At 69.6% G+C, this 26,420-nt stretch carries 26 protein-coding genes; 18 read left to right on the top strand and 8 right to left on the bottom strand.

Features of this window, described 5'->3' with window-relative positions:
* Window positions 1-18: 18 nt before the first annotated feature.
* Window positions 19-726: an aldolase/citrate lyase family protein gene (locus tag ACW9PK_RS04960; protein WP_231885629.1), complete on the top strand. Its 708-nt coding sequence runs from the start codon at window positions 19-21 to the stop codon at window positions 724-726.
* A gap of 244 nt (window positions 727-970) precedes the next feature.
* Here the strand turns inward: ACW9PK_RS04960 and ACW9PK_RS04955 are convergent, their stop codons facing one another.
* The 6 genes from ACW9PK_RS04955 to ACW9PK_RS04930 all read right to left on the bottom strand — a co-directional run bounded on the left by ACW9PK_RS04955 (window position 971) and on the right by ACW9PK_RS04930 (window position 7,535).
* Entirely contained in the window at window positions 971-1,804 is an 834-nt protein-coding gene (locus ACW9PK_RS04955; protein ID WP_457016834.1) for a hypothetical protein, read from the bottom strand.
* 250 nt (window positions 1,805-2,054) lie between these two features.
* Window positions 2,055-2,798, bottom strand: coding sequence for a hypothetical protein (locus ACW9PK_RS04950; protein ID WP_186317169.1), 744 nt, complete (start codon window positions 2,796-2,798; stop codon window positions 2,055-2,057).
* A 244-nt stretch (window positions 2,799-3,042) separates the two neighbouring features.
* Entirely contained in the window at window positions 3,043-4,713 is a 1,671-nt protein-coding gene (locus tag ACW9PK_RS04945) for an AbgT family transporter (RefSeq protein WP_457016831.1), read from the bottom strand.
* 128 nt (window positions 4,714-4,841) lie between these two features.
* Window positions 4,842-5,519: a hypothetical protein gene (locus ACW9PK_RS04940; RefSeq protein ID WP_144997776.1), complete on the bottom strand. Its 678-nt coding sequence runs from the start codon at window positions 5,517-5,519 to the stop codon at window positions 4,842-4,844.
* A 94-nt stretch (window positions 5,520-5,613) separates the two neighbouring features.
* Window positions 5,614-6,429: a sulfurtransferase gene (locus tag ACW9PK_RS04935; protein WP_206069160.1), complete on the bottom strand. Its 816-nt coding sequence runs from the start codon at window positions 6,427-6,429 to the stop codon at window positions 5,614-5,616.
* Between the two features lie 137 nt (window positions 6,430-6,566).
* The gene (locus ACW9PK_RS04930; RefSeq protein ID WP_064847118.1) at window positions 6,567-7,535 is read right to left on the bottom strand and encodes a LysR family transcriptional regulator; all 969 of its coding nucleotides are present in this window, start codon (window positions 7,533-7,535) and stop codon (window positions 6,567-6,569) included.
* 104 nt (window positions 7,536-7,639) lie between these two features.
* Between ACW9PK_RS04930 and ACW9PK_RS04925 the strand changes: the two genes are divergently transcribed.
* The 13 genes from ACW9PK_RS04925 to ACW9PK_RS04865 all read left to right on the top strand — a co-directional run bounded on the left by ACW9PK_RS04925 (window position 7,640) and on the right by ACW9PK_RS04865 (window position 18,734).
* Window positions 7,640-9,673 carry a maleylacetate reductase and hydroxyquinol 1,2-dioxygenase domain-containing protein gene (locus tag ACW9PK_RS04925; RefSeq protein ID WP_457016828.1) on the top strand — a complete coding sequence of 678 codons (2,034 nt, stop codon included), beginning with the start codon at window positions 7,640-7,642 and terminating at the stop codon, window positions 9,671-9,673.
* A 65-nt stretch (window positions 9,674-9,738) separates the two neighbouring features.
* Window positions 9,739-10,293, top strand: coding sequence for an aromatic-ring hydroxylase C-terminal domain-containing protein (locus tag ACW9PK_RS04920; protein ID WP_098054617.1), 555 nt, complete (start codon window positions 9,739-9,741; stop codon window positions 10,291-10,293).
* On the top strand, window positions 10,290-10,520 hold the full coding sequence (locus ACW9PK_RS04915) for a hypothetical protein (protein WP_035965611.1): 231 nt from the start codon (window positions 10,290-10,292) through the stop codon (window positions 10,518-10,520). The genes ACW9PK_RS04920 and ACW9PK_RS04915 overlap by 4 nt, the downstream gene beginning before the upstream one ends.
* Entirely contained in the window at window positions 10,517-10,909 is a 393-nt protein-coding gene (locus ACW9PK_RS04910) for a DoxX family protein (RefSeq protein ID WP_085106837.1), read from the top strand. The genes ACW9PK_RS04915 and ACW9PK_RS04910 overlap by 4 nt, the downstream gene beginning before the upstream one ends.
* A gap of 135 nt (window positions 10,910-11,044) precedes the next feature.
* Window positions 11,045-11,842, top strand: coding sequence for a carbon-nitrogen hydrolase family protein (locus ACW9PK_RS04905; protein WP_131333738.1), 798 nt, complete (start codon window positions 11,045-11,047; stop codon window positions 11,840-11,842).
* Between the two features lie 139 nt (window positions 11,843-11,981).
* Entirely contained in the window at window positions 11,982-13,109 is a 1,128-nt protein-coding gene (locus ACW9PK_RS04900; RefSeq protein ID WP_098054613.1) for a Gfo/Idh/MocA family protein, read from the top strand.
* 42 nt (window positions 13,110-13,151) lie between these two features.
* Complete coding sequence (locus ACW9PK_RS04895; RefSeq protein ID WP_064847114.1) at window positions 13,152-14,564, top strand: TIGR01777 family oxidoreductase; 1,413 nt, start codon at window positions 13,152-13,154, stop codon at window positions 14,562-14,564.
* Window positions 14,565-14,672: 108 nt separating this feature from the next.
* Window positions 14,673-14,843, top strand: a complete 171-nt coding sequence (locus ACW9PK_RS04890; protein WP_156523453.1) for a hypothetical protein — start codon at window positions 14,673-14,675, stop codon at window positions 14,841-14,843.
* Entirely contained in the window at window positions 14,837-16,384 is a 1,548-nt protein-coding gene (locus ACW9PK_RS04885; RefSeq protein ID WP_167318983.1) for a hemolysin family protein, read from the top strand. Before ACW9PK_RS04890 ends, ACW9PK_RS04885 begins: the two co-directional genes overlap by 7 nt.
* A complete protein-coding gene (locus ACW9PK_RS04880; protein ID WP_098054609.1) occupies window positions 16,381-17,460 on the top strand; it encodes a hemolysin family protein in 1,080 nt (359 codons plus the stop codon). The genes ACW9PK_RS04885 and ACW9PK_RS04880 overlap by 4 nt, the downstream gene beginning before the upstream one ends.
* Window positions 17,457-18,023 carry a DUF3817 domain-containing protein gene (locus ACW9PK_RS04875; protein WP_457016822.1) on the top strand — a complete coding sequence of 189 codons (567 nt, stop codon included), beginning with the start codon at window positions 17,457-17,459 and terminating at the stop codon, window positions 18,021-18,023. The genes ACW9PK_RS04880 and ACW9PK_RS04875 overlap by 4 nt, the downstream gene beginning before the upstream one ends.
* A 192-nt stretch (window positions 18,024-18,215) precedes the next feature.
* Complete coding sequence (locus tag ACW9PK_RS04870) at window positions 18,216-18,545, top strand: FtsX-like permease family protein (protein WP_457016820.1); 330 nt, start codon at window positions 18,216-18,218, stop codon at window positions 18,543-18,545.
* Between the two features lie 21 nt (window positions 18,546-18,566).
* A complete protein-coding gene (locus ACW9PK_RS04865; protein WP_457016818.1) occupies window positions 18,567-18,734 on the top strand; it encodes a hypothetical protein in 168 nt (55 codons plus the stop codon).
* An 86-nt stretch (window positions 18,735-18,820) separates the two neighbouring features.
* Here ACW9PK_RS04865 and ACW9PK_RS04860 read toward each other — a convergent pair whose 3' ends face one another.
* Window positions 18,821-19,366: a TetR/AcrR family transcriptional regulator gene (locus ACW9PK_RS04860; RefSeq protein ID WP_457016816.1), complete on the bottom strand. Its 546-nt coding sequence runs from the start codon at window positions 19,364-19,366 to the stop codon at window positions 18,821-18,823.
* Window positions 19,367-19,539: 173 nt separating this feature from the next.
* Here ACW9PK_RS04860 and ACW9PK_RS04855 point away from each other — a divergent pair, with 173 nt between their 5' ends.
* A complete protein-coding gene (locus ACW9PK_RS04855) occupies window positions 19,540-21,054 on the top strand; it encodes an MFS transporter (protein WP_457017160.1) in 1,515 nt (504 codons plus the stop codon).
* A 28-nt stretch (window positions 21,055-21,082) separates the two neighbouring features.
* Here the strand turns inward: ACW9PK_RS04855 and ACW9PK_RS04850 are convergent, their stop codons facing one another.
* Window positions 21,083-22,510 (bottom strand): aminotransferase-like domain-containing protein, encoded by a 1,428-nt coding sequence (locus ACW9PK_RS04850; protein ID WP_457016814.1) that lies wholly within the window; start codon window positions 22,508-22,510, stop codon window positions 21,083-21,085.
* Here ACW9PK_RS04850 and ACW9PK_RS04845 point away from each other — a divergent pair.
* From ACW9PK_RS04845 to ACW9PK_RS04835, 3 genes are all read left to right on the top strand, one after another.
* Window positions 22,509-23,435 (top strand): DMT family transporter, encoded by a 927-nt coding sequence (locus tag ACW9PK_RS04845; protein WP_457016812.1) that lies wholly within the window; start codon window positions 22,509-22,511, stop codon window positions 23,433-23,435. The genes ACW9PK_RS04850 and ACW9PK_RS04845 overlap by 2 nt on opposite strands.
* 196 nt (window positions 23,436-23,631) lie before the next feature.
* Entirely contained in the window at window positions 23,632-24,156 is a 525-nt protein-coding gene (locus ACW9PK_RS04840; protein ID WP_144997800.1) for a mycothiol transferase, read from the top strand.
* A 125-nt stretch (window positions 24,157-24,281) separates the two neighbouring features.
* Window positions 24,282-26,327 (top strand): peptidoglycan DD-metalloendopeptidase family protein, encoded by a 2,046-nt coding sequence (locus ACW9PK_RS04835; protein WP_457016809.1) that lies wholly within the window; start codon window positions 24,282-24,284, stop codon window positions 26,325-26,327.
* Window positions 26,328-26,420: the final 93 nt, after the last annotated feature.

Genomic DNA, 26,420 nt, shown 5'->3' with positions numbered 1-26,420 from the left:
GATCAGCCGGTGATCGGGATGTTCCACTCCTCCGGGGATCCCGCCGCCGCGGAGATCCTGGCCGGGGCCGGTTTCGACTACCTGCTGATCGACGGCGAGCACTCGCCGCTGTCGCTCGAGACCATCCAGTCCGTGCTGCGCGCGATCGCCGCCTACCCCACGCTCGGGGTCGTGCGGGTCCCCGAGAACAGTGAGGTGCTCATCAAGCAGTACCTGGACCTCGGCGCCCAGTCGCTCGTAGTGCCCATGGTCGACTCGGTCGAAGAGGCGCAGGCCGCCGCTCGGGCGGTGGCCTATCCGCCCGGGGGTGTGCGCGGCGTCGGCTCCGCCCTGGCCCGCTCCGGCCGGTGGAACCGGATCCCCGGGTACCTGACCCGGGCACGCGAGACCATCACGCTGATCGTTCAGGCGGAATCCGCCGCTGCCGTGGAGAACGCCGCCGCGATCGCCGCCGTGGACGGCGTGGACGGTGTGTTCATCGGCCCGTCGGACCTCGCCGCGTCCATGGGGCTGCTCGGTCAGCAGACCCACCCGGACGTCGTGGCCGCCGTGAAGCACGTGATCCCGGAGGTGAAGGCCGCCGGCAAGTTCGTGGGCGTCAACGCGTTCGCCCAGGACCAGGCGCGGGACTACCTCGCTTCGGGCGCGGACTTCGTGAACGTGGGCGCCGACGTCGCTCTGCTCGCCGCCGGCAGCAAGGCCCTGCTGGAGGCGTTCCGGAAGTAGCCGCCGAGGGCCGGCGTCGCGCCGCAGCTCTCGGGCCCGGCAGGCCATCCGCGCACTTCGAGGCACTCCGAAGCCACCGGCGATTTCTGGGGCAGCTAAAGCCAGGCACGATTTCCTGGGCACTCCAAAACCACTCGCTCGCCGGATACTGGCTCCAGGGTGCCCAGAATTTCGATACTGGCTTCCGTACGTCCCAGAATGCACGCGGCACTGCCTGAAATCTTGTGGCTCAGAGCGTCGCGTGTCAGTCCATGGAAATGCTGTGCAGCATCGCTTGGATGGCGGGGACGTCCGGGTGAGTGGCGACCGTGGTGTTCAGGATGTCGACCAGTTCCTCATCGGTGACGAACCTCCCGGTCGTGTTGACCGGGCCGGTGGAGAACTCGACCCACAACTCGCGACCCGTCTCGCCTCCCGCCAGGCTCACCAGGCCGGAGGAGTTGACCTGCGAGAGGCCGAAGAGCACGGAGTCCTCGTCCGGACCCTTGGCGCTGCGGAGGTACGCGGAGTACGTGCTCACCTGCGCCCCGATGTCCTCGGACAACTGTGTGGTCTCACCGGGCACCGTGTAGCGGGGGGACGTGAACCAGTCCTCGCGCAGCGGTCGTACGTCCGTGGTGGCGATCCGACCCATCGCCTGACCCGTGGGGCTCGTGAGCTCCAAGTACCCCTGATCCGTCTTCGCGGTCCACGAGGCGGGGTACTTCATGCTGAAGGCCCCGTCCGGCGCGGTGTAGATCTCGGACAGGGCGATCGTGTCACCTGTCTGGTCGCCCGGTGCGGGCTCGGTCGGTTCAGTGGTGGCGCCGGGCGCCCCAACCGGTTCGGAACTCGCATCCGACGCCGAGGGCGTGGATGGTGCGGTCGTTCCGGAGTCCCCGGGCTGTGTCGCCGACGGCGCGGCGGACCCCGCAGTCGACGTCGCCGTCCCGCCCGATTGCGGCGGTGCGGTGCTGTGCGTGGTGGTGTCGGAGCTCGTGGGGGTGGCCGCGCCGTTCGACGCGGTGCACCCCGTCAGAGCGAGGGCGGACGTGATACCGAGGGTGATGGCCCAGCTGCGGGCTGTGTTGTGTGTCATGGCACCAGCGTGGATCCGAGCCATGTTGTTTGCAATAGTGAACAATAAAGTGTGATGCACCTGTGATGTAGGACACCTCCGTGTTTGCCCATGTCGCAGGGTGTTCTCGAGTGATCGGATCGGCGTGCCCACTCGGATCACCCGCCGAAAAACATCAGTGCGGTCATCCCGGCAACCCACCGGAATGACCGCACCGGCCACTCTCCCCGCGCTCTTTGCCCCGCCCCGACGAACGGCCGGCGGGTCGTCTCTAGTCGACGGCCCGGATGGACTTGAGGATCGCGTCCACCGTGCCGGCCTCGTCCGTCTCGTTGATCTGATTGACCAGCTTGACCCCTTGGCTCTGGGACAGCGGTCGGTTCCCCTTGTTCACGGGGGCGTAGTAGAACTCCGCCCACAGTTCGTCCCGCTTGTCCCCGCCCGGGAGGGATACGATGCCCTGGCTGCCGGACTCCGTGAGCCCCCACAGGATCGAATCGCTGCGCTCGCTGTGCGGCGGGGCCGGGACGTAGGTGGAGTACGTGAACACCTGGGTGCCCACCTGCTTGCTCAACCCGGTTTCCTCCCCGATCAGGGGGTGGGCGGGTCGGGTGAACCAATCGCCCTTGGGGGGTCGGACCTTGGTGGAGGCCACCTTGCCCTGGACCTTCCCGTCCGGGCTGGTCAACTCCAGGTACCCGTTGTCCTTCTGGACCTTCCAGGACTTGGGGTACTTCACCGTGAACAGTTTCGCCGGATCCGTGTAGGTCTCCGTGAGCTCGTAGACGTCCGCGCTGTGGTCGGCATCCGGAGTGGCACTCGCCCCGGACTGCGCCTCACCGGACGGCGAGTCACCGGTCTGGGGCTGTGTGCCGCTCGCGTCGGTGCTCGTCTGCTCCCCACCCTGCGGCGTGCTCCCCTGGGTGGCCCCGGCGGCGTCGTTGCCCGGGCCGGAATCGTTGCTGGACCCGCATCCGGTCACTGCGAACGCCCCGACCAGGGCAAGGGTGGTCATCCATGTTCGAGGTGATGTCGTCTTCGCCATAGCAAACAGGCTGACAACTTGTCCGGGTCGCTGCAATGCCACATCCGCGTTGTAATCAACCCGTGATTTTTCATTTTCATAGAACGCAGTTCCGTCCCCGCGTAATCCCACGATGACCTGGGAGAACGCGGTTCACGGCGACGTCGAACTCTTAAGGGGACAACACTGTCCCTTTTGGGGGACAACGAGCGAAGTGTCCGTGAACATTGCGGCGTCAGTGTGTGGGGGAGCCGGGTCCGAGCGGGATGCCCAGGCCCCACCAGGCCAGGAAGAACAGGAACCACACCACGATCATGGCCAGGGACAGGGGTAGCACCATGGACATGAGAGTGCCGATCCCGGCCTTGGGGTACCAGCGCTGGATGAAGCCCAGGGTCATGGCGAAGAACGGGTTCAGCGGCGAGAGCACGTTGGACGGGGAATCCCCGATGCGGAACAGCATCTGCGTGGTCTCCGGGGGGATGGACAAGTACATGAACATGGGCACCAGCACGGGCGCGGTGAGGGTCCACTGCGCGGAGCCGGACGTGATGAACAGGTTGATCACGGAGATCAGCACCACCATGCCCGCGAAGAGCACCACGGGCGGGACCCCGGCGGAGCCGAGCACCCCGGCGGTCTTGATGGCCAGTACGGTGCCCATGTTGGACCAGTCGAACCACGCGATGAACTGGGCGGCCGCGAAGAACAGCACGATTAGGGGTGCCACCTGGGTGATCGCGGAGGCCATCATGGGCGGCACGTCCGAGGCCTTGTCGATGGTCCCGGCCACGATCCCGTAAGCGATACCGCACACAAAGAACAGCAGCCCGATGGGCACCGCGACACTGCTGATCAGCACCGAGGTCAGGGGGGTGCCGTCCTCCCCGGGGAACGGTGTGCCGGGGATGAACAACAGGGTGAAGTAGATGCCCAGGCCCGCGACGAGCGTTCCCGCGGCGGCCCACAGGGCGGTGGTCTCCCGCCGGGACGTGACCGTCAGGGTCTGGGCCGTGAAGGTCTCGGCGTGCTCGCCGTCGCCGGCCTCGGCCGCCCGTGCGGCCTCCGCCTCGGAGCGTTCCGCCGCGTGGTACTTTTTGGTCATCCGGGTCAGGACGGTCTCCGAGACCAGGGTGATCACGAGCGCCAGCACCACGGCGGAGGCCGCGGAGAAGAAGTAGTTGGCGATGGGGGAGACCGTGTACTCGGGATCCACGAGCTGCGCCGCGGACTGGGTGATCCCGCCCACCAGCGGATCGGTCAGGTTGACCACCAGCGAGGCGTTGAAGCCGGCCGAGGACGAGACGAACGCGATCACCGCGCCCAGCACGGCGGAGCGGCCGGCCGCCTTGAACGCCGCCGCGCCCAGGGGGATCAGCACCACCACGATCGCGTCCGAGGCCACGGAACCGGTGACACCCGTGAGCGCGAGCACGAACGTGAGCCATCCCGCCGAGACGCGGGAGACCACGAGTTTCACCGCGGTGTTGATGAGCCCGCTGCGTTCGGCGACGGCCACGCCCAGCAAAACCGTGATCACCACGCCCAGGGGCGGGAAGGAGGCGAAGTTCTCCACGGCGTCGCCCACCATGGCCTGCAGCCCCTCGGACGTCAGCAGGTTGTGAACGGTCTCCACGTCCCCGGTCGCGGGGTTCTGCGCGGTGACACCGGCCGTCGCGAGTACGGCGGACAGCACCGCCACGAGACCGGCGAGAATCACGAAGAGCCAGAACGGGTGCGGCAACTTGTTGCCCACCCACTCGACGCCGTTCAGGAACCGCAGCAGTGCGCCGTCGCGCCCGGACGTTCCCGAGGGCGGTCGGCCGCCGGGCGCGGGGTCCCGCCCCGGGCCGAGGGCGGGCGAGCTGCCGGCCGCGGCATGCACGGTGAACGAAGGGTCGGTCATGGCCCGGTTCTTTCGTGGTCGGGGACGCGGCACCTGCGGTGCCCGGAAAGCCCGAGACTATCAAGGCCACGCAAACACGAGCGCCCGGTCGAACGGGTGTCCGACCGGGCGCGCTTGGGGGACCGCCGTCAGTTGTTCGGCAGGTCCTTGGGTGTGAGGTAGCGCTCGCCGTCCTCGGTGGTCTCGAGGTCGTAGTCGCGTTCCTGCTCCTGGACACGGTCCTCGACCATGTGCGAGTGCCGCACGGGTTCGATGTCCGGCATCTCCTCGGCGCGCTCGTACTGGGCGTTGCCCTCGTCGTCGACCTCGCCGTCCACGTCCGGGCGGTCGGCGGGGTTCGCGGAGATGTTCGGGTTGGGATCCCCGGGCCTGGGCTGGAACTTCCGCGTTCCGGCCAGCGCCTCCGAATCGACGTCGCGGGCGCTCTGCTCGTCCACGGTGCCCTCGCCCACGTTGGGGAAGCCGGTCTCCTTCAACGCCTTGGGCGGCTTGCCGTGGTCCGCGGCGTGGTCATCACGCACGACGTCGCGGTCGTCACGGACGGTGCGCTCCTCGACGACGTCGCCGCGATCGGTCGCGTTCACCGCGCCGTCGACGGTGCCCGGATCGGTGGCGCCCGCCGGGGGGACGCTGGTGCGACGGACCGCGCCGGGTTGGTCGGGGTCCCCTTCCGCGGAACTCTCATCCGGTTGGGTGTCGCGGCCGGCGCGGGAGTCGTCGTGGCCCTGCACGGTGGTGGGCTGGTCGGGATCGTCGATCTGACCGGCGGATGCGATGGGATCCGGGTTCTCGGGTTGCTGAGTCATGACGTGCCTCCTGTACTGTCCGTGGCGCTAACCACTGTGGTGCTTCCCATCTTGGCACCGAGGTGGGGAAACCGTAAGTACCGTGATGGATGGTTCAGCCCTGAGGGGACGTCTCCACGGGGCGGTCCGTGTGGGAGTACTGGGACCAGCTACCGGGGAACAGCCGTCCCGTGCCGAGTCCCGCGTGCTCGGCCACGAGGAGGTTGTGGCACGCCGTCACACCGGAGCCGCAATAGGAGATCATGTGGTGCGCGTCCGTGACCCCCGCGCGCTCGAATCGCTCCCGCAACTGCTCCACCGGTTGCAGGGTCTGTCGCTCGGTCAGGTGCTCACGGCACGGGACGTTCACGGCGCCCGGGATGTGGCCGGGGCGCGGATCCACGGGATCGGGGGTGTTGCCCGCGAACCGTGTGCGGTCGCGCGCGTCCACGACCAGCGGGCCGTGGACCGCCTCGTCGATGCTCGCGAGCGCGTCGGGCGGCCACGGCACCGGGGTGAAACGTGCCTCGGGGAGGACCGTGCGGCGTCGTTCCAGCTCGCCGGAGCCTGCGGCAGACAGGCCGCCGTCGAGCAGCGCGGCGCGGTGGCCCGTGGTGCGCAGCATCCAGATGAGGCGCGCGGCCATGACGTTGCCGGCGTCGTCGTACGCGACCACCGTGGTGTCGTCGCCGATGCCCGCCCGGGACATCGCCGCGGCGAAATCCTCGGGGGTGGGCAGCGGGTGCCGACCCTTCTCCGGGGAGGCCGGGGCCGCGAGCGCGGTGGCCACGTCCACGAACACCGCGCCGGGCAGGTGTCCCTGCAGGTAGGCGGCCTCCGCGCTGCGTCCGTCCAGGTACATGCGGGCGTCCGCGATCACCACGTCCTCGCGGTGCTCGGCGAGCCAATCGGGTGATACGAACGGGTCCATGACCGTCTCCCCCACTTCCTGCGACGACGTCCTCCGACGACGACGCCGCGTGCTGTCTCCCAGCCTAGGCCCGGTACGTGCGTCCCTTCACGAGGAACGCGGGATGACCGATAAGCGCCGGTTATGGCAGGAGGTGGTCACCAGCTCTGTTCCTGCTCGAGCGCGGGATCCGGACCCACGGCGTCCCCGGGTCGCGCCCACGTGGCGGGGTCCAACAGGACGTCTTTGACGCGCAGGGCGGCGGGGGACAGCGGTTGCTGCGTGCGCCAGCCGACGACGGCGGTTTGTTGCGCCACGCTCTCCCGCACCTTCCGGATCACGCATTTGGCGCCCATGATCTCCCGCACCTGCTCGGGCACGAGCGCCACCCCGCGCCCGGCCGCCACGAGCGGGACACATGTTTGCAGCGTGGACACCTCCGTGACGGCCGCCGGGCGGGTCGTGGGGCGTTCGCGCCACACGTTGGCCAGTAACTCCGGCAGCCCGGACAGTCCCGGGTAGCGGGCGGGCACGAGCCACGTCTCGGACGCCAGGTCCGCCAAGGAGACATAAGGCGGCAGGGTGTCCATGCTGCGCGGCAACAGCACCACGAGCGGCATGGTCAGCAGGGGTTCCAGGGAGAGGTCCGCGCCGTGGATCCGCCGCAGGGCGGAGACGTCCGAGGTCAGGACGACCCCCAGATCGATCACGCCCTCGTGCAACGTGCGCAGTGTGATGTCCGGGGAGGGGTCCCGCAGGTCGATGTCGATGTCCGGGGCCGCGCTCTCCAGGATGTTCAGCGCGTGCGGCAGGTGCCACCACTCGAACGCGGGTGCCACGGACAGCGTGACCTGACCCCGCCGACCCTGGGCGATCGACCGCATGCGCGCTGTGGTGGACGCGAGGTCGTGCAGGATGCGCCGGGCGTCCGTGGCGAGTTGTTTGCCGGCCTCGGTGGGCCGGGTGCCGCGTGCGCCGCGGTGCAGCAGCGGCACGCCGCATTCCTTCTCGAGTTGCTTCACGGTGTTGCTCAGAGCCGGTTGCGTGATCCGCAGGGCCGCGGACGCGGCAGTGAAGCCCTGGTGGTCCACGACCGCGAGGAAGTACGTGAGCTGGCGCGTATCCATAATGTGTCCTTACGTCTGCCTAGAAAAAATTGTCTTGGATCTATGGATATGGTGTGCACCACACTGGAAGGACATCAGGATCATCCAGTCAAGGCAGGTTTCCCATGTCCATCCAGCGTTCCGACTCAGCGCCCCGGCCGATGGTCTTCGAGCACACGACCCTGGGGCAACGTGTCCTGTTCGGCTCGGGCAAGGCCGCCGAACACCTCGTGGCCGAACTCGACCGCCTCGGCGCCACGCGCCCCATGATCATCGCGGGGGAGCACGAAGCCGAGCTGGTCCGGCAGGTCGCCGAGCGTGCGCAGCCCGCCCTGACGTGGAACGACGTCGTCCAGCACGTCCCCGTGGAACTCGCCGAGCGCGCGCGGGACGCCGCACGCGAGGCGGACGTGGACGCGCTCGTCACCGTGGGCGGCGGCTCCACCACGGGGCTGGGCAAGGCCATCGCACTGACGTCCGGGCTGCCCCTCCTGGCCGTGCCCACGACCTACGCGGGCTCCGAGGCCACGAGCATGTGGGGTATGACGGAGGACCGCACCAAGTCCACCGGCCTGGACCCCAAGGTGCTGCCCGAGGCTGTGATCTACGACGCCGAACTCTCGCGTTCCCTGCCCGTGGGCCTGTCGGTCGCGTCCGGGCTCAACGGACTCGCGCACTGCGTGGACTCGCTGTGGGCGCCCAAGGCCGATCCCATCAACCAAACGCATGCGCTCGAGGGTGCGCGGGCACTCGCGATCGCCCTGCGGGGGATCGTCAAGGACCCCGAGGACATGCACGCCCGTGAGCAGGCGCTCTACGGCTGCTACCTCTCCGCGCTGTCGTTCGCGTCCGCGGGCTCGGGGATCCACCACAAGATTGCGCACGTGCTCGGGGGGACGTTCAACCTGCCCCACGCCGAGACCCACGCGACCGTGCTGCCGTACGTCCTGGCGTTCAACGCCCCGGCCGTCCCGGAACTCGCCGGCCGCCTCGCCGCCGCGCTCGGGTACGAGGGCACCGTGGCCGGTGGGGAGGCCCGGGCCGCCAACGACGCATTGGCCGCACTGCGGAAGGACCTGGACGCACCCCGGGCGCTGTCCGACGTGGGCTTCACCGAGGAGGACGTTACCGAGGCCGTGGAGCGCTCGCTCAAGGCCATCCCGGAGTCCAACCCGGTCACGCCCACGACCGAGAACCTCACCGTGCTGTTGCGCGCGGCCCTGCAGGGAGAGAACCCCTCGGTGGTCACGGCCACGACCGGTGACGCGTCCGACAGCACCGAGAGCGAGGAGCAGTGCCAGCGCGAAGCGCAACTCACCGAACAGGTCCTGGCGTCCTTCGACGAGTCCCCCGACCAGCGCCTCGCGGAGGTGCTGCGCAGCGTCGTGACCCACGCCCACGCCGTCGTGCGCGAGACCCGGCTGACCGAGGACGAGTGGAACGCCGCGATCAAGTTCCTCACGGACGCGGGGAACATCACCACGGACACCCGTCAGGAATTCGTGCTGCTCTCGGACGTGCTGGGCATCTCCATGCAGACCATCGCCGTGAACAACCGGGCCTACGAGGACGCCACGGAAGCCACCGTGTTCGGCCCGTTCTTCGCCCAGGACGCCCCGCGTATCGACCAGGGCGAAGACATCGCCGGGGGTGCCCCGGGCCAGCCGTGCTGGGTCGAGGGAACCGTCAAGGACACGGACGGCAACCCCGTGGCGGGTGCGCGCATCGAGGTGTGGGAGGCGGACGACGAGGGTCTGTACGACGTCCAGCACACCGACGGCCGGGTCTACGGCCGCGCATGGCTCGAATCCGACAACGATGGGACGTTCCGCTTCTGGGGCCTCACACCCACCCCGTACCCCATCCCGCACGACGGGCCCGTGGGCAAGATGCTGCAGAGCACCGGGCGCTCGCCGTACCGCGCCGCCCACCTGCACTTCATGGTCTCGGCCCCGGGGCAGCGCACGCTCGTGACCCACATCTTCGTGGAGGGGGATCCGCAGCTCGAGGCCGGCGACTCGGTGTTCGGCGTCAAGGACTCCCTGATCAAGACGTTCGAGACCCATGACGCGAACGAACCCACCCCGGACGGTCGCCGCCTGGACGAGAGCTGGGCCAGCACCCGCTTCGACGTGGTGCTCGCCCCCGAGGACGTCTGAGCCCACCCCTTTCCCCTCCACCGCGAGCGCCGTGCCGTCACGGCGCCGCCGGATCGTCCTCCGCCGTGGTCGCGGACGGCACCGAGCTGCCCGTGGACGAGCGGGACGCCGAGCTGTACTACCGTCCGACGACGCGCCCCGGCTCGCGGCTGCCCCACGCGTGGCTCGGGCTCGCCGACCCGCGGGAACCCACCGTGTCCACGCACGACATCTGCGGGCACGGCCGGTTCACGGTGCTCACCGGGATCAACGGCGCCAAGTGGGCGGACGCCGCCAAACGGGTGGCCGAGGAGCTCGGCATCCCGCTCACGGCCCACGTGATCGGGCCGGAGCAGGAGTACGAGGACCTTTACGGTGACTGGGCCGGACTGCGCGAGGTCGCGGACGACGGCATGGTGCTCGTGCGCCCCCACAACCACGTGGCCTACCGTTCGCACGGGATGGCCGAGGATCCCGCGGCCACGCTGACCGAGACGCTGCGCGCGGTGTTGGGCAGCGGGGAGGGTGCGCTTCAGGGCGGCCGGAGCTCCGTGAGTGCTCGCGACGCTTCCGAGCAGGACTCCAGGGGCGCTTCCGAGCAGGGAACGCGGGACGCTTCTCAGCAGGGGGCCCGGGCATGAACGTCGCACCGCGGCCACTGAGTCGGGAGGACGCCTCCCGTTACGCCACGCGCGTGACCCTGCTGGGGACCTCCGGTGGGCCGCCGTGGTGGGACGGCTCCGACCGGGTGGGCATCTCCACGCTGCTCACCGTGAACGGTTCGCAGTACCTCATCGACTGCGGTGAGGAGTGGGGCCCGTCCTACCGCCGCTGCGGGGAGTCCACTCCCGGGTACCGTGGAGCATGACCAAAAAACTGATGACCGCCCGCCGCAGGGCCCACCGCGCCGCGCTGTTCACCGGATTGGCACTCACGGGGATGGGGACCCTGCACCTCGTGAAACCGGAACCGTTCGACCACCTGATCCCCGAACAGCTGCCCGGCACCGCCCGGCAGTGGTCCATCGGCTCAGGATTCGCGGAACTCGGGACCGCCGCGCTGCTGCTCATCCCCGCCACACGCAAGGCCGGCGGGGTGGCCGCGGCCGCCCTGTTCGTGGGTGTGTGGCCCGGCAACTTCAAGATGGCGTGGGACTGGCGCCACGCGTCCGCCGCGAAGCAGGCGATCTCCCTCGGCCGCCTCCCGCTGCAGATCCCCATGATCATGAGCGCGGTCAAGATCGCCAAGAACGCATAGGTCCCGGGGCCGCCCCGCACCCGCGGGCGGCCGGGTGGTTCCGCGTGAGACGCGCCGTCGACGTCCGCACGGAGACGGCCCCTGCGCCCCGGCAGCACTTCCGGATCCCTGCGCCGCCCGGCTACCGTGACTGATATGCGTATCGCACTCGGCCAGTTGCTTAGCACCCACGACTCGCAACACAACCTCGAGCGCGTCCGCGAGCTCGCGCGCCGCGCGGGGGAGGACCGCGCGGATCTCCTCGTGCTGCCCGAGGCCACGATGTTTGCGTTCGGTCGCAGCCTCAAGGACGTCGCCGAACCTCTCGATGGGCCATGGGCCACGGCGGTCTCCGAGCTCGCGCGTGAGCACTCGGTCGCGATCGTCGCCGGCATGTTCACCCCCGGCGACGGTGATCGCGTGCGCAACACCGCGGTGATCGCCCTCCCGGACGGCACCGTGCGCGGCTACGCCAAGATCCACTTGTACGACGCCTTCGGCTTCCTGGAGTCGGACACCGTGGACCCCGGCGACGAACCGGTCACCTTCTCCGCGGGCGGCCTCACGGTGGGCGTCGCCACGTGCTACGACATCCGCTTCCCGCGTCTGTTCACGCGATTGGCGCACGACGGCGCCGTAGTCACCGTTCTCGGCGCGTCCTGGGGGGATGGGCCGGGCAAGGTCGCGCAGTGGGAACTGCTGGCACGCGCGCGAGCCCTGGACACGACGTCGTACGTGGTGGCCGTGGGACAGGCGAACCCCGAGTCGGTGGGGGAGGAGAACCCGGACAAGGCGCCGCGCGGTGTGGGCCACAGCCTGGTGGCCGCGCCGGACGGTTCCGTGGTGGCGCGGCTGGGAGACGCCCCGGACTACACGGTCGTGGACCTGGACCCGGAGCTCGTGGAGCGGACGCGCAAGGCCATCCCGGTGCTGCGCAACGCGCGCGAACTCTGAGACCCGGGAAGCTGTGCGCGGTGGGTGAACGAGCGCTGACAGGGCTCGCGGCCCGTGCCTACAGTGGGCAGTAGCACGTCATAAGCCCCTGACTTGTGGGCGTGGACCGTCATACTCGAGCAGTCCGGAGGTCAGAATCATGGCTGATGCCACTCAGAACAACCACCCCGTCCGCTTCGCCGTCGTGGGCGTGGGACAGATCTCCCAGCAGGCATTCATCCCCGGGCTCTCCCGGATCGAGGACGCGGAGCTCGCGGCCCTGGTGACCTCGAGCCCGGAGAAGGCGGAGGTGCTGGGTCAGGAATTCGGTGTGGCCACCTACTCCTACGAGGAGTACCCCGCGCTGCTGGAGTCCGGTGACATCGACGCCGTGTACGTGGCCACTCCCGTCTTCCGCCACCGCGAGTTCGCGGAACCCGCGCTGAAGGCCGGGATCCACACCCTGCTCGAGAAGCCCATGGCCACCTCCGTGGAGGACTGCCAGGCCATCACCGATGCCGCGAAGCAGAGCGGGGCCACCCTCATGGTCGCCTACCGCCTGCACCAGGAACCCGCGACCGTGGAGATGATCGAGAAGGTCCGTGACCAGCAGGTCATCGGTGACCCGCGATTCTTCACCGCGACCTTCTCCCAGGACATCACGGAGGAGAACCACCGCGGTCACTCGGGCTTCTGGGGTGGGCCCATCCCCGACATGGGCACCTACCCGCAGAACATGGTCCGCAACCTCTTCCACGACGAACCCGTGGAGGTCTACGCCAAGGGAGTCCGCACCCCGGGCCGCGAGTTCAACTTCGACGACACCGTGGCCGTGACCCTCACCTTCCCGGGTGAACGGGTGGCGCAGTTCACCATCAGCTACGCCTCCGAGTCCGCCGAGCAGTTCACCGTGGCCGGGACCAAGGGCGAGATCAGCGCGCAGCCGTGCTTCGGTTTCGGTCCGGGCGTGGGCATCGAGTACACGCTCACCCAGGAGGGCTCCTCCGAGAGCTTCGCCCACGACCCCGTGGAACAGTTCGGTGGCCAGACCCAGTACTTCGTGGACTGCCTGCGCCGGGGCGAGGCCCCGGAACCGGACGGCGAGGAGGGCATGCTGGACGTGCGCGTGAACGAGGCCGTCCTCAAATCGCTCGAGACCGGCCGCCCCGTCACGCTCGAGCCCTATCAGCGGGAACGGACGGTGACCTCCGAGCAGGTCCGCCGCGTCACCCCCGCGGACGAGCCGGAGGACGACGAGCTCGTGGACCAGGTTCCCCAGAACGGCTGATCTCCCGCATCCCGGGCCCCTCGACGAACGGACAGCACTGCCATGACACACCAGTACATCCATGAGACACGGTTGTCCCAACCCCGGGAGCGGGTCTTCGCGTGGCACGAGCGCCCCGGAGCCCTGCCCCGCCTGACCCCGCCGTTCGGTGGGGGCCCCGACCAGGTGCGCCAAGCGCCGTCGGACGGGATCGAACCGGGCTCGGAAGCCAAGCTGGGGATCTCCGTGCCCGGGACGTTCGGCATGGTGCACCTGCCCTGGACAGCCGAACACGGTGAGTGGGATCCGCCGCGGTACTTCACGGATCGCATGGTCAGCGGGCCGTTGGGGGAGTGGGAGCACCGGCACGTCTTCGAGGAGACGGAGAACGGCGGGACCCTGGTCCGGGACCAGGTCACGGTGCGCCCACTGCCGGAGTGGGCGGGCAAGCTCAACGACCTGGGTGAGCGCGTGATGACGCCGCAGCTCGAGCGGATCTTCGCCTACCGGGAACGTCAACTGCGTGCCGACCTGGACTTCCACGACCAGCACGACGGGCCCCGGCTCACCATCGCGGTGGCCGGTTCCTCCGGGCTCGTGGGCACCCAGGTGTGCGCGCTACTCGAAACGGGCGGGCACACGGTGCTCCGCCTCAAGCGCGGCGGCGCCACCGGTGAGGGTGTCATCGGCTGGGACCCGGACGAAGGGGTGCTGAACCCGCACGATCTGGAGGGGGTCGACGTCGTCGTCCACCTGGGCGGCGAAAGTATCGCTACGCGTTTCACGCCCGCGAAGAAGCACGAGATCATGCGCTCGCGCGTGGACAGCACCAACCTGCTCGTGCGCGCGCTGGGCCAGGTGTCGGCCGAGAAGCGCCCGCGCGCGCTGGTGGTCGCCTCCGCGATCGGTTACTACGGCACCGGGCGGGGGGACGAGATCCTCACGGAGGACTCCGCGTCCGGGGACGGTTTCCTCGCGGAGGTGTGCCGGGAGTGGGAACGTGCCGCGCACGGGGCCGCCGTGTACGGCATGCGTGTGGTCAACGTCCGCACCGGTCTGGTGCTCTCACCCACGGGTGGCCTGCTGAAACCGCAACTGCCCCTCATGGAGGCCGGTCTGTCCGGGCCCATGGGCGGCGGGAAGCAGTGGCAGAGCTGGATCGGCCTGGACGACATGGCCGGTGCCGTGGCCCACCTTGCGCTGAGCGACGACGCCGAGGGCCCGTTCAACGTGGCCGCCCCCGAACCCGTGCGGCAGAAGGAGTTCGCCAAGACCGTGGCCGGTGTGTTGCACCGCCCCGCGGTGGTCCCCACACCCCTGGCCGGTCCCAAGGCCGTTCTGGGGGCGCAGGCCACCGAGGAACTCGTGGCGGCGAGCCACCGGGTGGACGTCGGCAAGCTGCTGGCCAGCGGGTACCGGTTCCGCAACGAGGACCTGCGCAGCTGCGCCGAGCACATCCTGGGGCGCACCCGCTGAGGCTGAGCCCGCCGCTCAGGTGTGATCGCGGAACACCGCGGGGGCAGAGTTCCACCGGTCGGGCGGTGTCCCTCTCCTCCCCGGGAGCGGATTCGGTATCCTTTTCCCGTGACATCTCAACACAACCGGCCCGCAGCGTACTTCGGTGCGCTTCCCTCGGCCGATGACAAGGAGTCGGACAGTCCCGGGCAGCGCCGCTGCTCCCCTGACATCCGCTCGTTCGGTTCCCCGTTCCCTTCCCGCGCCGATGCGGTGTGCATTGAGGTGAGCTGGTGCTGACTGCCTGGCTGCTCCTCCTCGTCTTTCTCCTGCTGGTCCTCGCCAACGCCCTGTTCGTGGCGGTCGAGTTCTCGTTCCTCACCGTGGACCGCCAAGCGGTCCAGCGCGCGGAGGCCGAAGGCGACAAGCGCGCCAAGACCATCGAGCAGAGCCTCAAGAAGACCTCCACCAACCTTTCCGGTGCCCAATTGGGCATCACCGTCACGAGCCTCATGGCGGGCTTCCTCACCGGTCCCAGTCTGGGCACCCTGTTCACCGAGGGCCTCGGGTGGACCGGCGTGCCCGACGCCGCTGCGGTGGGTATCGCGACCACCGCCGCGTTCATCGTCGCGACCTTCACGCAGATGGTGTTCGGTGAACTCGTCCCCAAGAACTGGGCCATCGCGGACCCCCTGCGGGTCACCCACGTGGTCGTGCTGCCGCAGAAGATCTTCATGGTGGTCTTCGGCTGGCTCGTCACCATGCTCAACAGCTCCGCGAACGCGGTGCTGCGCATGCTCGGTTTCACGCCCACGGAGGAAGTGGCCAACGCGCGCACCGCGGAGGAACTCGCGTCCGTGGTGAGCCGCTCCGGGCGTGAGGGCACGTTGGACGCGGGCACCGCGGAACTCGTGGCCCGGTCCATCGAGTTCGGTGACCGCACTGCCGCGGACGTGATGCGTCCCCGCCCCCGGGTCACCTTCCTGGACGCGGACGACACCGTGGAGCACATGCTGCTCACCGCGTCCGAGTCCGGTCACTCCCGGTTCCCCGTCACAGGGGAATCGGTGGACGACATCGTGGGCGTGGTGCACTACACCCACGCGCTCGCGGTTCCGTTCGAGGAACGCGCGGTGGTGCGCGTCGCGGACGTGTGCGTCCCCGCGGACGTGGTCTCCGAATCCATGACCCTGGACCCGCTCATGCGTCAACTGCGCAACAAGGGTCTGCAACTGGCCGTGGTCGTGGACGAGTACGGCGGCACCGCGGGCATCGTGACCCTGGAGGATCTCATCGAGGAGATCGTGGGGGAGATCGACGACGAGCAGGACACCCGGGTGCAGCGCTTCCGCCGCACCCGCGACGGTGGCCTGGTGGTCTCCGGACTGCTGCGCCCGGACGAACTGGGCGACGTGCTGCGCGTGGATATGCCCGAGGGCGAGGAGTCCGACACCCTGGGCGGTCTCATCGCCGAGGAACTGGACCGGCTGCCCAGCGTGGGCGACAAGCTCACCCTGGAAGCGATCGACCACATCCACCGCGACGACGACGACCTGCCCACCAAAGCGCAGATCCACCTGGCCGTGGTGCGCATGGACCAGCACCGCGTGGACCGCATCATGGTGCACCGCGAAGGCGGTAATCCGGACGAACGGGGCGGTTCGACGTCGTCCACGTCCTGGCGCCCACCCGGGCGACCGGACCCGCTGGGCGGTGAGAACCGCGACCCCGAGACCGCGGAGGAATTCCGGGTCTCGCACGGCGACCGTGTGGGCGCCGCCGGTTTCCACCGGGACGAGGACGTGTCCGTGGAGGACCCGCGTGAGGAGCAGCAGCGATGACCACGAGTACCGCCATCATCGTCCTGGTCCTGCTTCTGGCGGGCAACGCCTTCTTCGTGGCCAGCGAGTTCGCGATGGTATCGGCCCGCCGCGACCAGCTCGAACCCCGCGCCTCGGACGGATCCAAGTCCGCGAAGTACGCCCTCAAGGGCATTGAGAACGTGTCCGTGTCCCTGGCCGCCACCCAGCTGGGGATCACCGCGTGCTCCCTGCTGATCGGTGCCGTGGGTGAACCCGCGATCGCTCACCTTATTGAGGTGCCCCTCGAGGCCGCGGGCGTGCCGTCCGCTCTGCTGCACCCGATCGCCCTGGCGATCGCGCTGCTGATCGTGACCTTCCTGCACATGGTCCTGGGCGAGATGGTGCCCAAGAACATCGCCATCGCGATCCCCAGCCGCGTGGCCCAGGTGCTCGGCCCCGTGCTGCACGGCTTCGTGGTGGTCTTCCGCCCCACCATCTGGGTCATGAACGAGACGGCCAACCACCTGGTGCGCTGGCTGTTCAAGGTGGAGCCCAAGGACGAGGTCGCCTCGGCCTTTACGTCCGATGACGTCCGCGGTTTCGTGGCCGAGTCCGGCCGTGAGGGCCTGCTCGACACCGACGAGATCCGATTGCTCACGGGTGCGCTGAACTTCGAGAACAAGACGGCCGGCGACGTCGCCCTGCCCCTCGCGGGCATGCGCACCGTCCCGTCCGATATCACCGTGGCCGGGGTCGAGCAGTTGTGCGCGGAGACGGGCTTCTCGCGCTTCCCCGTGCGGGACGTGAACGAGCGGCTCATGGGCTACGTCCACACGAAGGACGTGCTGGGGTTGCCGGAGACCGCTCGGGAGCAACCGATCCCCGCGGCCATCATCCGCCGCTTCGCGCGCGTGGCCCCGGAGGACAAGCTGCGCAAGGTCACCCGCACCATGCAGGCCAACGGCGCGCACTTTGCGCTGCTGGGCCAGGTGGCCCGGGACTCGCGCACCACGGACGAGTCCGTGTACATCGTGGCGCTCGAGGACGTGCTGGAGGAGCTCGTGGGCGAGGTCCGCGACGCCACCTCCAAGGCCGATCAGGACTCCGCCGCATGAGCCCGCGGAAGCTGTACCGGATCGCCGCGACCGCCGAGGCCGTCACGTGGGCGCTGCTGATCCTGGGCATGATCGCCAAGTACGGATTCGGTGCCGGTGACCTCCCCGTGCGCCTGGCCGGGGGGATCCACGGGTTCGTGTTCCTGAGCTACTGCGTCTCCACCGTGGTGGTCTGGACGGATCGGCGCTGGCCGACCGCCACGGGCGTGCTGGGCCTCGTGCTCTCCGTGGTCCCGTTCGCCACGGTGCCGTTCGAACGGCACGTGGAGCGCAAGGGTCTGCTCGCGGACGAGTGGCGCGTGGCCCCCGCGGGTCACGCTCGCACCGGGGCCGGCACCACGTCGGACGGACGGGTTGCGGGGGACGACGACGCCCGCGCCACCTCCGCCACCCCCGGCGGGGTCCCGAGCCGGCTGCGTGAGCCCGCCCGCACTCCCGCGGAGCGGCTGCTCGCGGTCATCCTGCGGTGGCCCGTGCTCTCCGCCCTGGCCCTGCTGGTGTTCGTGGTGGCGCTGTTCTCGGTGCTGCTCACTGCGGGCCCGCCTACCGAGTGGTTCTCCTGAGGGGAGCCCCACGGTGGCCCGCTCATCCCCTCGCATGATGCACACCGCAGGCCCCGCGGGGCGTGATCGCGGGACTGGTCACCGGCGTGCTCCTGACCCTCGTGGCCTCCCTGGGCCCGGCGCGGCGGCACTCGACGGTCTGCGCGGCTCCCGCTCCGCCGACGGCATTCCGACGCCGCGCAGCGCCTCGACGTGCAGGAAGCCACCAAGCTGGAGGAGTCCGTCGCGAAGATCCTGCACGTGGGCACGGATGAGCTGGGTGGAGCCTTACTCGAGAAGGCCGGCTACGTGAACCTCCTGGACATCCTGCTTGCGGTGATGCTGGCACTGCTCGCGGTGACCGTGGTGGTCTCCGTCCTGGGGATTGCGTCCACCACGTCCCTGTCGGTGCTGGAACGCTCCCGGGAGAGCTCTCTGCTGCGGGCGCTGGGGTTGTCCACACGGCAACTCGGGGCGGTCATCCGGCGGGAAGCCCTCGTGATCTCACTCGTGGCCACCGTGGTGGGCCTGGTGGTGGGCTAGCTCTTCGGGATGCTGGGGGTGATGTCCCTGGTCGTGGAGGGGATGACCGTCCGGCCCGTGGTGCCGTGGAGTGGTTTTCTGCTCCTCCTGGCCGGTGCGGTGGTGGTGGTGGCGGTCATCGCCTCCGCGCTGCCGGTGCGACGGGCCACGAAGCTCAACCCGGTGGAGGGGCTGGCGCGGGTCGACTGACCCGATCGCTCCGGCACGGCGGCGCCCTGAACGGCCCCGCCACAAAGCCCCGGCTGAGTACCGCGAGGTGCTCGGCCGGGGCTTCGTCACGAGTCCCGCGCCAACCGATCCGCGGTGTCCAGCAGGCGCTGCAGGATCTGCTGCTTCTCCTCCGGGTCCTCCGGCAGCAGACCCATGGACGCCCGCTGGTAGAGCCCGTCACCCATGCACTGCACGGCCGTGGCGATCATCGGGTCCCCCACGTCCTCGAGGACCACGCGGTACCACTCGCGGGTCACGCGCTCGCACGTCTCGCGGGCACCGGGCTCCCCGGACTGCACCATGCGGAACGCCACCATGAGGCTGCGGTCCAAGGGACTGTCGTCGTAGAGGGACGTGGCCAGGAACTCCCGCGCGGCCCCCCGGGGGGACTGCGTGAGCCGGGTCAGGTCCTCGCGGGCCATCTCCTCGCACCGGGCCAGGGCGGCGTCCACGAGCGCTTGCCGGTGGGGGAAGTGGTAGAGCAATCCGCCCTTGGACACCCCCGCCCGGGCGGCGACGGCGTCCAGGGTCGCGGCGCGTTCGCCCTCCGACAGCACGAGGTGCTCGAACGCGGTGAGTAGTTTCTCGCGGGCCACGGGTTTGCGGGGCATGGGTGTAGTGAACCTCACGGGGTGGGAATCATTGCCAGCCTAACCACGTTAACTGTACCGTCTAGACGGTAAAGACTTGGCGAGAGGCTCCTGTGAAGGAGCTCGGTACAACCGTGTACGGCTCGCACACCCGAATCCGCAGCTCTTCTCCCAGGAGGTTCCACGTGTCCGTGATGGTCGATCAACACCGCAAGGCCGATGCCCGTGGCTGGGCCGCCCTGGGCGCCCTCATGTTCCCGGTGCTCCTGGTCTCCGTGAACAACACCGCCCTGAGCTTCGCCCTGCCCGCGATCTCCGCGGGGCTGCGTCCCACCGCAGCGCAGCTGCTGTGGATCGTGGACATCTACCCCCTGGTCCTGGCCGCCCTGCTGATCCCCATGGGGAGCCTGGGGGACCGGATCGGGCGGCGGAAGATGCTCATCATCGGTTCCTCGGGCTTCGGCTTGGTCTCCCTGGGCGCGGCCTTCGCCCCGAGCGCCGAATGGCTGTTGGCCGCCCGCGTGGGGATCGCCGTGTTCGGTTCCATGCTCTTGCCCACCACGCTGTCCCTGTTGCGCACCGTGTTCCAGGACGATCGCCAGCGCAGCCTTGCCATCGCGATCTGGACGGCCGGGTTCAGCGCCGGCGCCGCCCTGGGTCCCATCGCCGGGGGCTTCCTGCTCAACCACTTCTGGTGGGGCTCGGTATTCTTGCTGGCTGTCCCGGTGCTGATCGCGTTCCTGATCGCGGCCCCGTTGCTGCTGCCCGAGTCCCGTAACCCCCACCCGGGACCGGTGGACCCCGCGTCCATCGTGCTCGCGATCCTGACCATGGCCCCGATCGTGTACGGCATCAAGACCATGGCCACGGGTGGCTCCGCTCTGCATGGTGTGCTGTTCATCGCCGTGGGTGCGCTGTCCGGGTTGTTGTTCGCGCGCCGCCAGGTGGTCAAGGACTACCCCATGCTGGACCTGCGCTTCTTCCGCAGCCCCCGGTTCTCGGGTGGGTTGTCCGTGAACGTGGTGTCCAACGTGGCGATGTTCGGGTTCCTGTTCTTCCTCACCCAGCATCTGCAGCTGGTCAGTGGCATGGACCCCATGACCTCCGGTCTGTTCATGGTCCCCGGGCTGCTGTTGGCGATCGTCGCCGGGCTCACCGCCGCGAAGCTGGCCTACACGATCGGATTGCGCAACGCCGTGGTGCTGGGTCTCTTGCTCGTTGCCCTGGGCTTCTTCCTGGTGTTCTTCACCGATCAACAGGCCTCGGCGCTGCCGGTCCTGGGCGGGTTCACCGTGATGAGCGCGGGTGTGGGTATCGCGACCACACTGTCCACCGACCTCGTGGTCTCGTCCGTGCCGGAACGCAAGGCCGGAGCGGCGTCGGCCGTGTCCGAAACCGGGTACGAGGTGGGCGCCGTGCTCGGCACCGCCGTGCTGGGTGGTGTGACCACCGCGTTCTACCAGGCCCACTTGGACCTGCCCGCGGCCCTGGATCCCGCGAGCGCGCAGGCCGCGCACGAGACGCTGGGTGGCGCCCTGGACGTGGCCGCTCAGTCGCCGTTGCAGGCTTCGATCGTCGACGCCGCCACGGCCGCCTTCTCCTCCGGCATGCAGTGGAGCTCGCTCGTGGGCGGTTTCATGGTGCTGGTCGTAGCCATGGTCCTGGTGCGCGTGCTCCGCGCGGACCGTCGCATGCCCCGCGCCCACTGACCGGACCGCGGTGCTGTAGCGGTTCTCCTCACACGAGTCCTTCGAGTCGATGGATGCCCGTGACCAGGTCCGCTGTCGTGGGCGCTGCTGCGTAGCTCAGGCGAACGCGCGGGACGTCAGGCTGGTCGGCGTGGAAGTAGGTGCCGGGGGCCAGCGCGGTGCCGCGCGCGAGGGCTGCCGAGAGGAACTCGCTCTCGTCGGTGCCCCGAGGAAGGCGCAGCCACAGGTGATAACCCCCGCGGGGGTAATCGGGGAGGACATCTGCCCCTAGGGTCTCGACGACCGTGCGGACCGCCAGCCGCCTGCGTTGCGTGAGCGCCGTCTGCAACCGGGCCACGGACCGCTTCCACGCGGACGAGGTCAGTACTTCGAGCGCGGTGTGTTGCAAGGGTGCGGGCACCACCAAGGTGTCGATCATGTGGACCGTGCGCAGTCTTTCGAGCACGGGCCCGCGAGCCGCGAGTGCGCCGATCCTGAGATTGGGAGAAGTTACCTTGGTCAGGGAGCGGATATGGATCACCGTGCCGTCCGATTCGAGCAGGATCAACGGCTTCGCCGGCGGAATGCCGTCGTCGTGCGTCATGTGCCGCGCGTAATCGTCCTCCAGGACGAACGCGTCGTGGCTGCGGGCGACCGTGAGCAGTTCACGGGCGCGTCCCTCGGTGAGGCTCACCCCGGTGGGGTTCTGGTACAGGGGCTGGAGCACCACGAGACGGGCCCCGGTGCGGCCCAGGGCGTCGTCGAGGTAGTCCGGGCGCATCCCGTGCGCGTCCACGGGGAGCGACACCGTGCGCAAACCCGCGGCGCGAGCAGCGGCGAGGGTCCCCGGATACGTGGGCGCCTCCAGGAGCACGGGGTCACCCGGTTGGGCCACTGCCCGCATCGCGGTGGACAGGGCGGCCTGTCCGCCACCCACGACCAACACGTCCTCGCGCCCCAGCCCCGCCCCGATATCCTCCGCGAACCACATCCGCAGGTCTGCGAGGCCTCCCGCGGGAGGGCGCTCCCACGCGTGCGGACTGCGCGCCGCACGGGTCAGCGCCGCACGCAGCGCCGTCATGGGAAGCAGGCTGTGATGGGCGTAGCCGCTGTTGAGGTCGATCACCCCGGGGCTCGGTGTGGCCAGGGTGTTGGACAGGCCGGGCGAGTGCAGGCGTCGCGCTCCCGGATTGCCGTCCGCGAGCCCCGGGTTCAGTGCCAGGGCCGCTTCCTGCCACGTCGTGTCCCTCGACGACGACGCCGGCTCCCGTGCGGCCCGGAACGTCCCCGCCCCGGGTCGGGACACCACCAGGCCACGCTGGGCGAGTAGCGCGAGTGCCCGGGACACGGTGGAGGCGCTCGCGCCGAAGCGGGTCACGAGGGCCCGGTGGGACGGTAGCCGCGTTCCCGTGGCAAGCGGCGTGATGTCCCGCGTCAGTTCCCGGGCAATGTCCTCGGAACTGCTACTGTGATTCATGAAAACCAAGAATAGCGCTACTGTTCCCACGAGAGTATCGGTTCGGGGCCCGGGACGGGCCGACGGTGTATGGGGAAATGGCCCCCTTCTCGCGTCCCTGGGCGTCGTCGCCTTCTCTCTGAGCTTCCCCGGCACGGTCTTCGCCCTGGACGGGTTCGGGCCCTGGACGGCCACCGGGCTGCGGGGCGTCACCGCGGCGGCCCTGGCCGGGACCGCCCTCCTGTGGGCCCGTCCGCCCGTGCCCGCGCGTCACGACTGGGCGGGGATCACCGTCGTGGCCCTCGGCTGCGCCCTGGGCTTCCCCCTTCTGACCACTTTGGCGCTGCAGACCACGTCCGCTTCGCACTCCGCGGTGGTCATCGGTGCCCTGCCCATGGCCACCGCCGTCATCTCCACGCTGCGCACCGGGAACCGGCCGTCGTGGGCGTTCTGGTGTGCGGCCGCCGCGGGAGGGGCGGTGGTCGTGGGATTCGCCCTGTTGCAGAGCAATGGGGTACCCGGCATCGGGGATCTCTATCTCGTGGCCGCCCTCGTGGTGTGTGCCGCGGGCTACGCGGAGGGCGGGAGATTGTCCTCCCGCATCCCCGGCTGGCAGGTGATCGCATGGGGTGTGCTCCTGGCCGCTCCCGTGAACCTGGTCGTGACGATCGCCGCTCTGCCCATGGAGCCCGTCCACCTCTCCGCGCGCGGTATATCGGGGCTTCTCTACATCGCGGCGGTCTCCCAGTTCCTGGGATTCGTGGTCTGGTATCGCGGTATGGCGCTGATGGGCGTCACCCGGGCGAGTCAACTGCAGCTGATGCAACCGCTCCTGACCCTTGTCTGGGCCGTCCTGTTGCTCGGCGAACCGTTCTCTCCGGATGTCGTGGTGGCCGCGGTGCTCGTCCTCGCGTGCGTGGCCCTGACACAGCGCACCAGGGCGTGACGTCCTGCCCCGTGGGTCCACGTCCTCGAAAGCACAGCCCCGTGAAGACCTTCTGCAGGGTGGGGCCGATCAGGCCCCACCCCTCCCGGATCCGCCGGGGCGCCCGTAGAGTGGCGAGGAGCGGCGTCGTCGGATCGGAAGGAACCGGACCGGGCGGGCGACGTGGATCGTCGGCACGAGGAAGTGAGGCGCGGGCATGAGCGCACTGGAACTGATCGCGGACGCCGCGCAGCGGCCCCTGGAGGCGGCGCGGGCCGCCGTGGAGGGGGCCTCCGCGGACACCCTCAACGAGATGCCGCGCGGCGAACTGAACTCCATGTCCTGGCTCGTGTGGCATGCGGCGCGGCAGCAGGACGCCCAGGTCGCGGAGCTGCGCGGAGCGGAACAGGTGTGGCGTTCCGGCGGGTGGTGCGAGAGGTTCGGGCTGGACCGCCCGTGTGAGGACTTCGGCTTCGGGGACGATCCGCAGGCCGTGGCGAGCGTGCGCGTGGACGGCCCCGAGTTGCTGCTGGGCTACCTCGAAGCCGTCACGGACACCACGGCCGAGTACGTGCGCTCCCTCTCGGATGCCGAGCTGGACGAGGTCATCGACGATTCCTGGGATCCGCCCGTCACGCGGGGTGTGCGGATCGTGTCCGCGATCGACGACGCCGCCCAGCACGTGGGGCAGGCCGCCTACGTCCGCGGGCTGGTCGAGCACGGCTGGTCCGGGAAGTACTGAACACGCGGGGATCTTAGTCTTCATGCAACTACATGGACACCCCCGGTTCACCTACACTGGCTGTACTGACTATCGGGCCGCGGGCTAACGGTGCCGAAGTCCATCCCGGGAGACACGATCGCCTCATGACTCGTTCACGCTCACGCGCCGCGGCGGCCAGGAAGCCGTCCATGGCGCTGACCGCCTTCACGTCCTTCTCCATGCTCGTGGCCGTGAGCGTTGCGCTCAGCAATGGCACCGAAACCGCCCCCTGGCAGCCCGCCATGGCTCACGACGCGCAAGGCCCCCAGCGCCCGGGCGTTCCCGCTCCCGACGACGACGCCGCGCGGCCGGCTCAGGCCTCCCTGTTCGCCGTGGTGCCGGACCAGGCGGCGATCGCCGCGTCCCACGACGTTCCGGTGACCGCCCCGGGCACGTTCGTCCGCAATGCGGTGGAGATCGCTCCCGGGGGTTCCGGTCCCCGCGCCTCCGGAGCCGGAGGCGCGGGCGCTGCCGGATCCGGAAGCGGTTCGGGCTCGAGCGGCTCCGGGAGCGGCGCGGGTGACACGTCCCCCGTGGCACCGAGCACGCGCGCTCCGGCGACCTTCGAGGGTGAGCTGCCCGTCAACACCATCATCGCCCCGGCCCAACCGGTGGTCGTGCTGGACGGTGGCCGCTTCGGATGGCGGATCGCCCCGGACACCAAGCAGAAGGACTTCCACAACGGCACGGACATCTCCGTACCGGAGGGCACACCCGTGGTAGCCGCCCTGGACGGCACCGTCACAGCGGTCTTCTGGGACGTGTGGGGTGGCAATCGGGTGGAGGTCACGCACGCGGACGGCATCAAGACCACGTACAACCACCTCAAGGACGTCATGGTGCGCGTGGGGGACACCCTGCGCGCCTCCGAACAACTGGGCACCGTGGGGCAGACGGGTCTGCGTGTCACCGGTCCCCACCTGCACTTCGAGATCTGGGTGCGCGGCAAGGTCGCGGATCCGGAGTCCTTCGACTGGGAGACCGGCAAGGGTGTCATCCCCGCGTCGCGCGCGCCGTATTCCACGGAGGACCAGGCCGCGATGCAGCCTCCCGTGGATCCGCACGCGGAACCCGGTACCGATTCCGGTCCCGCACCGGCCGACGTTCCCGACGCAGATCACGAACGCGTGATGGCACTCGGCCGGAAGACCCCGCAGCCGGCAGCGGCGTCGTCGAACTCCGGAAAACCGGCCGCCGCGAAGCAGGCGTCCGGCGAGAAGGCCGGGAACGACGCCAAGAAGTCCGCGCCCCAGGCTGCGCCGGCCACGAAAGCACCTGCCAAGAAGGGGCCCGCTCACGAGTCAGGGTCGACGACGACGCCGCGCCCGAACACGACCCCGTCCGGAGCATCCACGCCGGGCAGGTCCGAGCAGACCCCGGGCCGGGCGACACCGGGAGGACACGACTCCGGCGCCAAGAAGCCGGGGGACAAGACTTCCACGCCGACCCCGTCGAAGTCCGGTGGCCTCACGGGTGAGCCGAGCGATCCGGGCACGCAGAAGCTCGACCCGAGCGGCTCCCCGACTCCGAGTCCTACGCCGATCCCGTCCAAGTCCGGTGGTTCCACGGGTAAGCCGAGCGATCCGGGCACGCAGAAGCTCGACCCGAGCGGCTCCCCGACTCCGAGTCCTACGCCGACCCCGTCGAAGTCCGGTGACCCCACGGGCACCCCGAGTGATCCGGGGAAGACCCTGCCCACCCCGAATCCGTCGACGCCCGGGCACCCCAAGCCACCGGGGCACACCGAGCCGGGCAAGGATCCCAACCCTCAGCCGAACGTGCCCGGTCTGGATCCCTACACTGCGCCCGTGAATCAGCTGACCACGCTGGAGCAGGTGCAGCAGCGCACGCAGCACCTGCTGGCCACGCAGTTGGTGCTGACCCCGGCTCAGCAGTTCGGACCCGTCACGCCACTGAACACCGAGTTGACCTTGCTGTCCCAGCGGCTCACGGGTTCCAAGCTGGCCGCCGCGGATCCGTCGTTCACCGCGCAGCTGAACAAGACCCAGCACGCGGTGGCGGCGGCGTCGGCGAAACCGGCGGACAAGAAACTCACCGCGGCGGCCACGGCCGAGCTGACCACGCTGCAGAAGCTGGTGGCCGATGCCCCGCCGTATCAGCCCCCGGCTCCCTCTGCCAAGGACGGGTGAGGATCGGGGTTCCACCTCCCGCCCGTAACGGCGGTGGGTACCCGTGGGCCGGCGATCCCGCCCACAGCGGCGGGCGACACCCCGGTGTTCCGG

Source organism: Kocuria sp. MNB10 (assembly GCF_054073685.1).
This window is presented reverse-complemented; position numbering and strand designations above follow the sequence as displayed.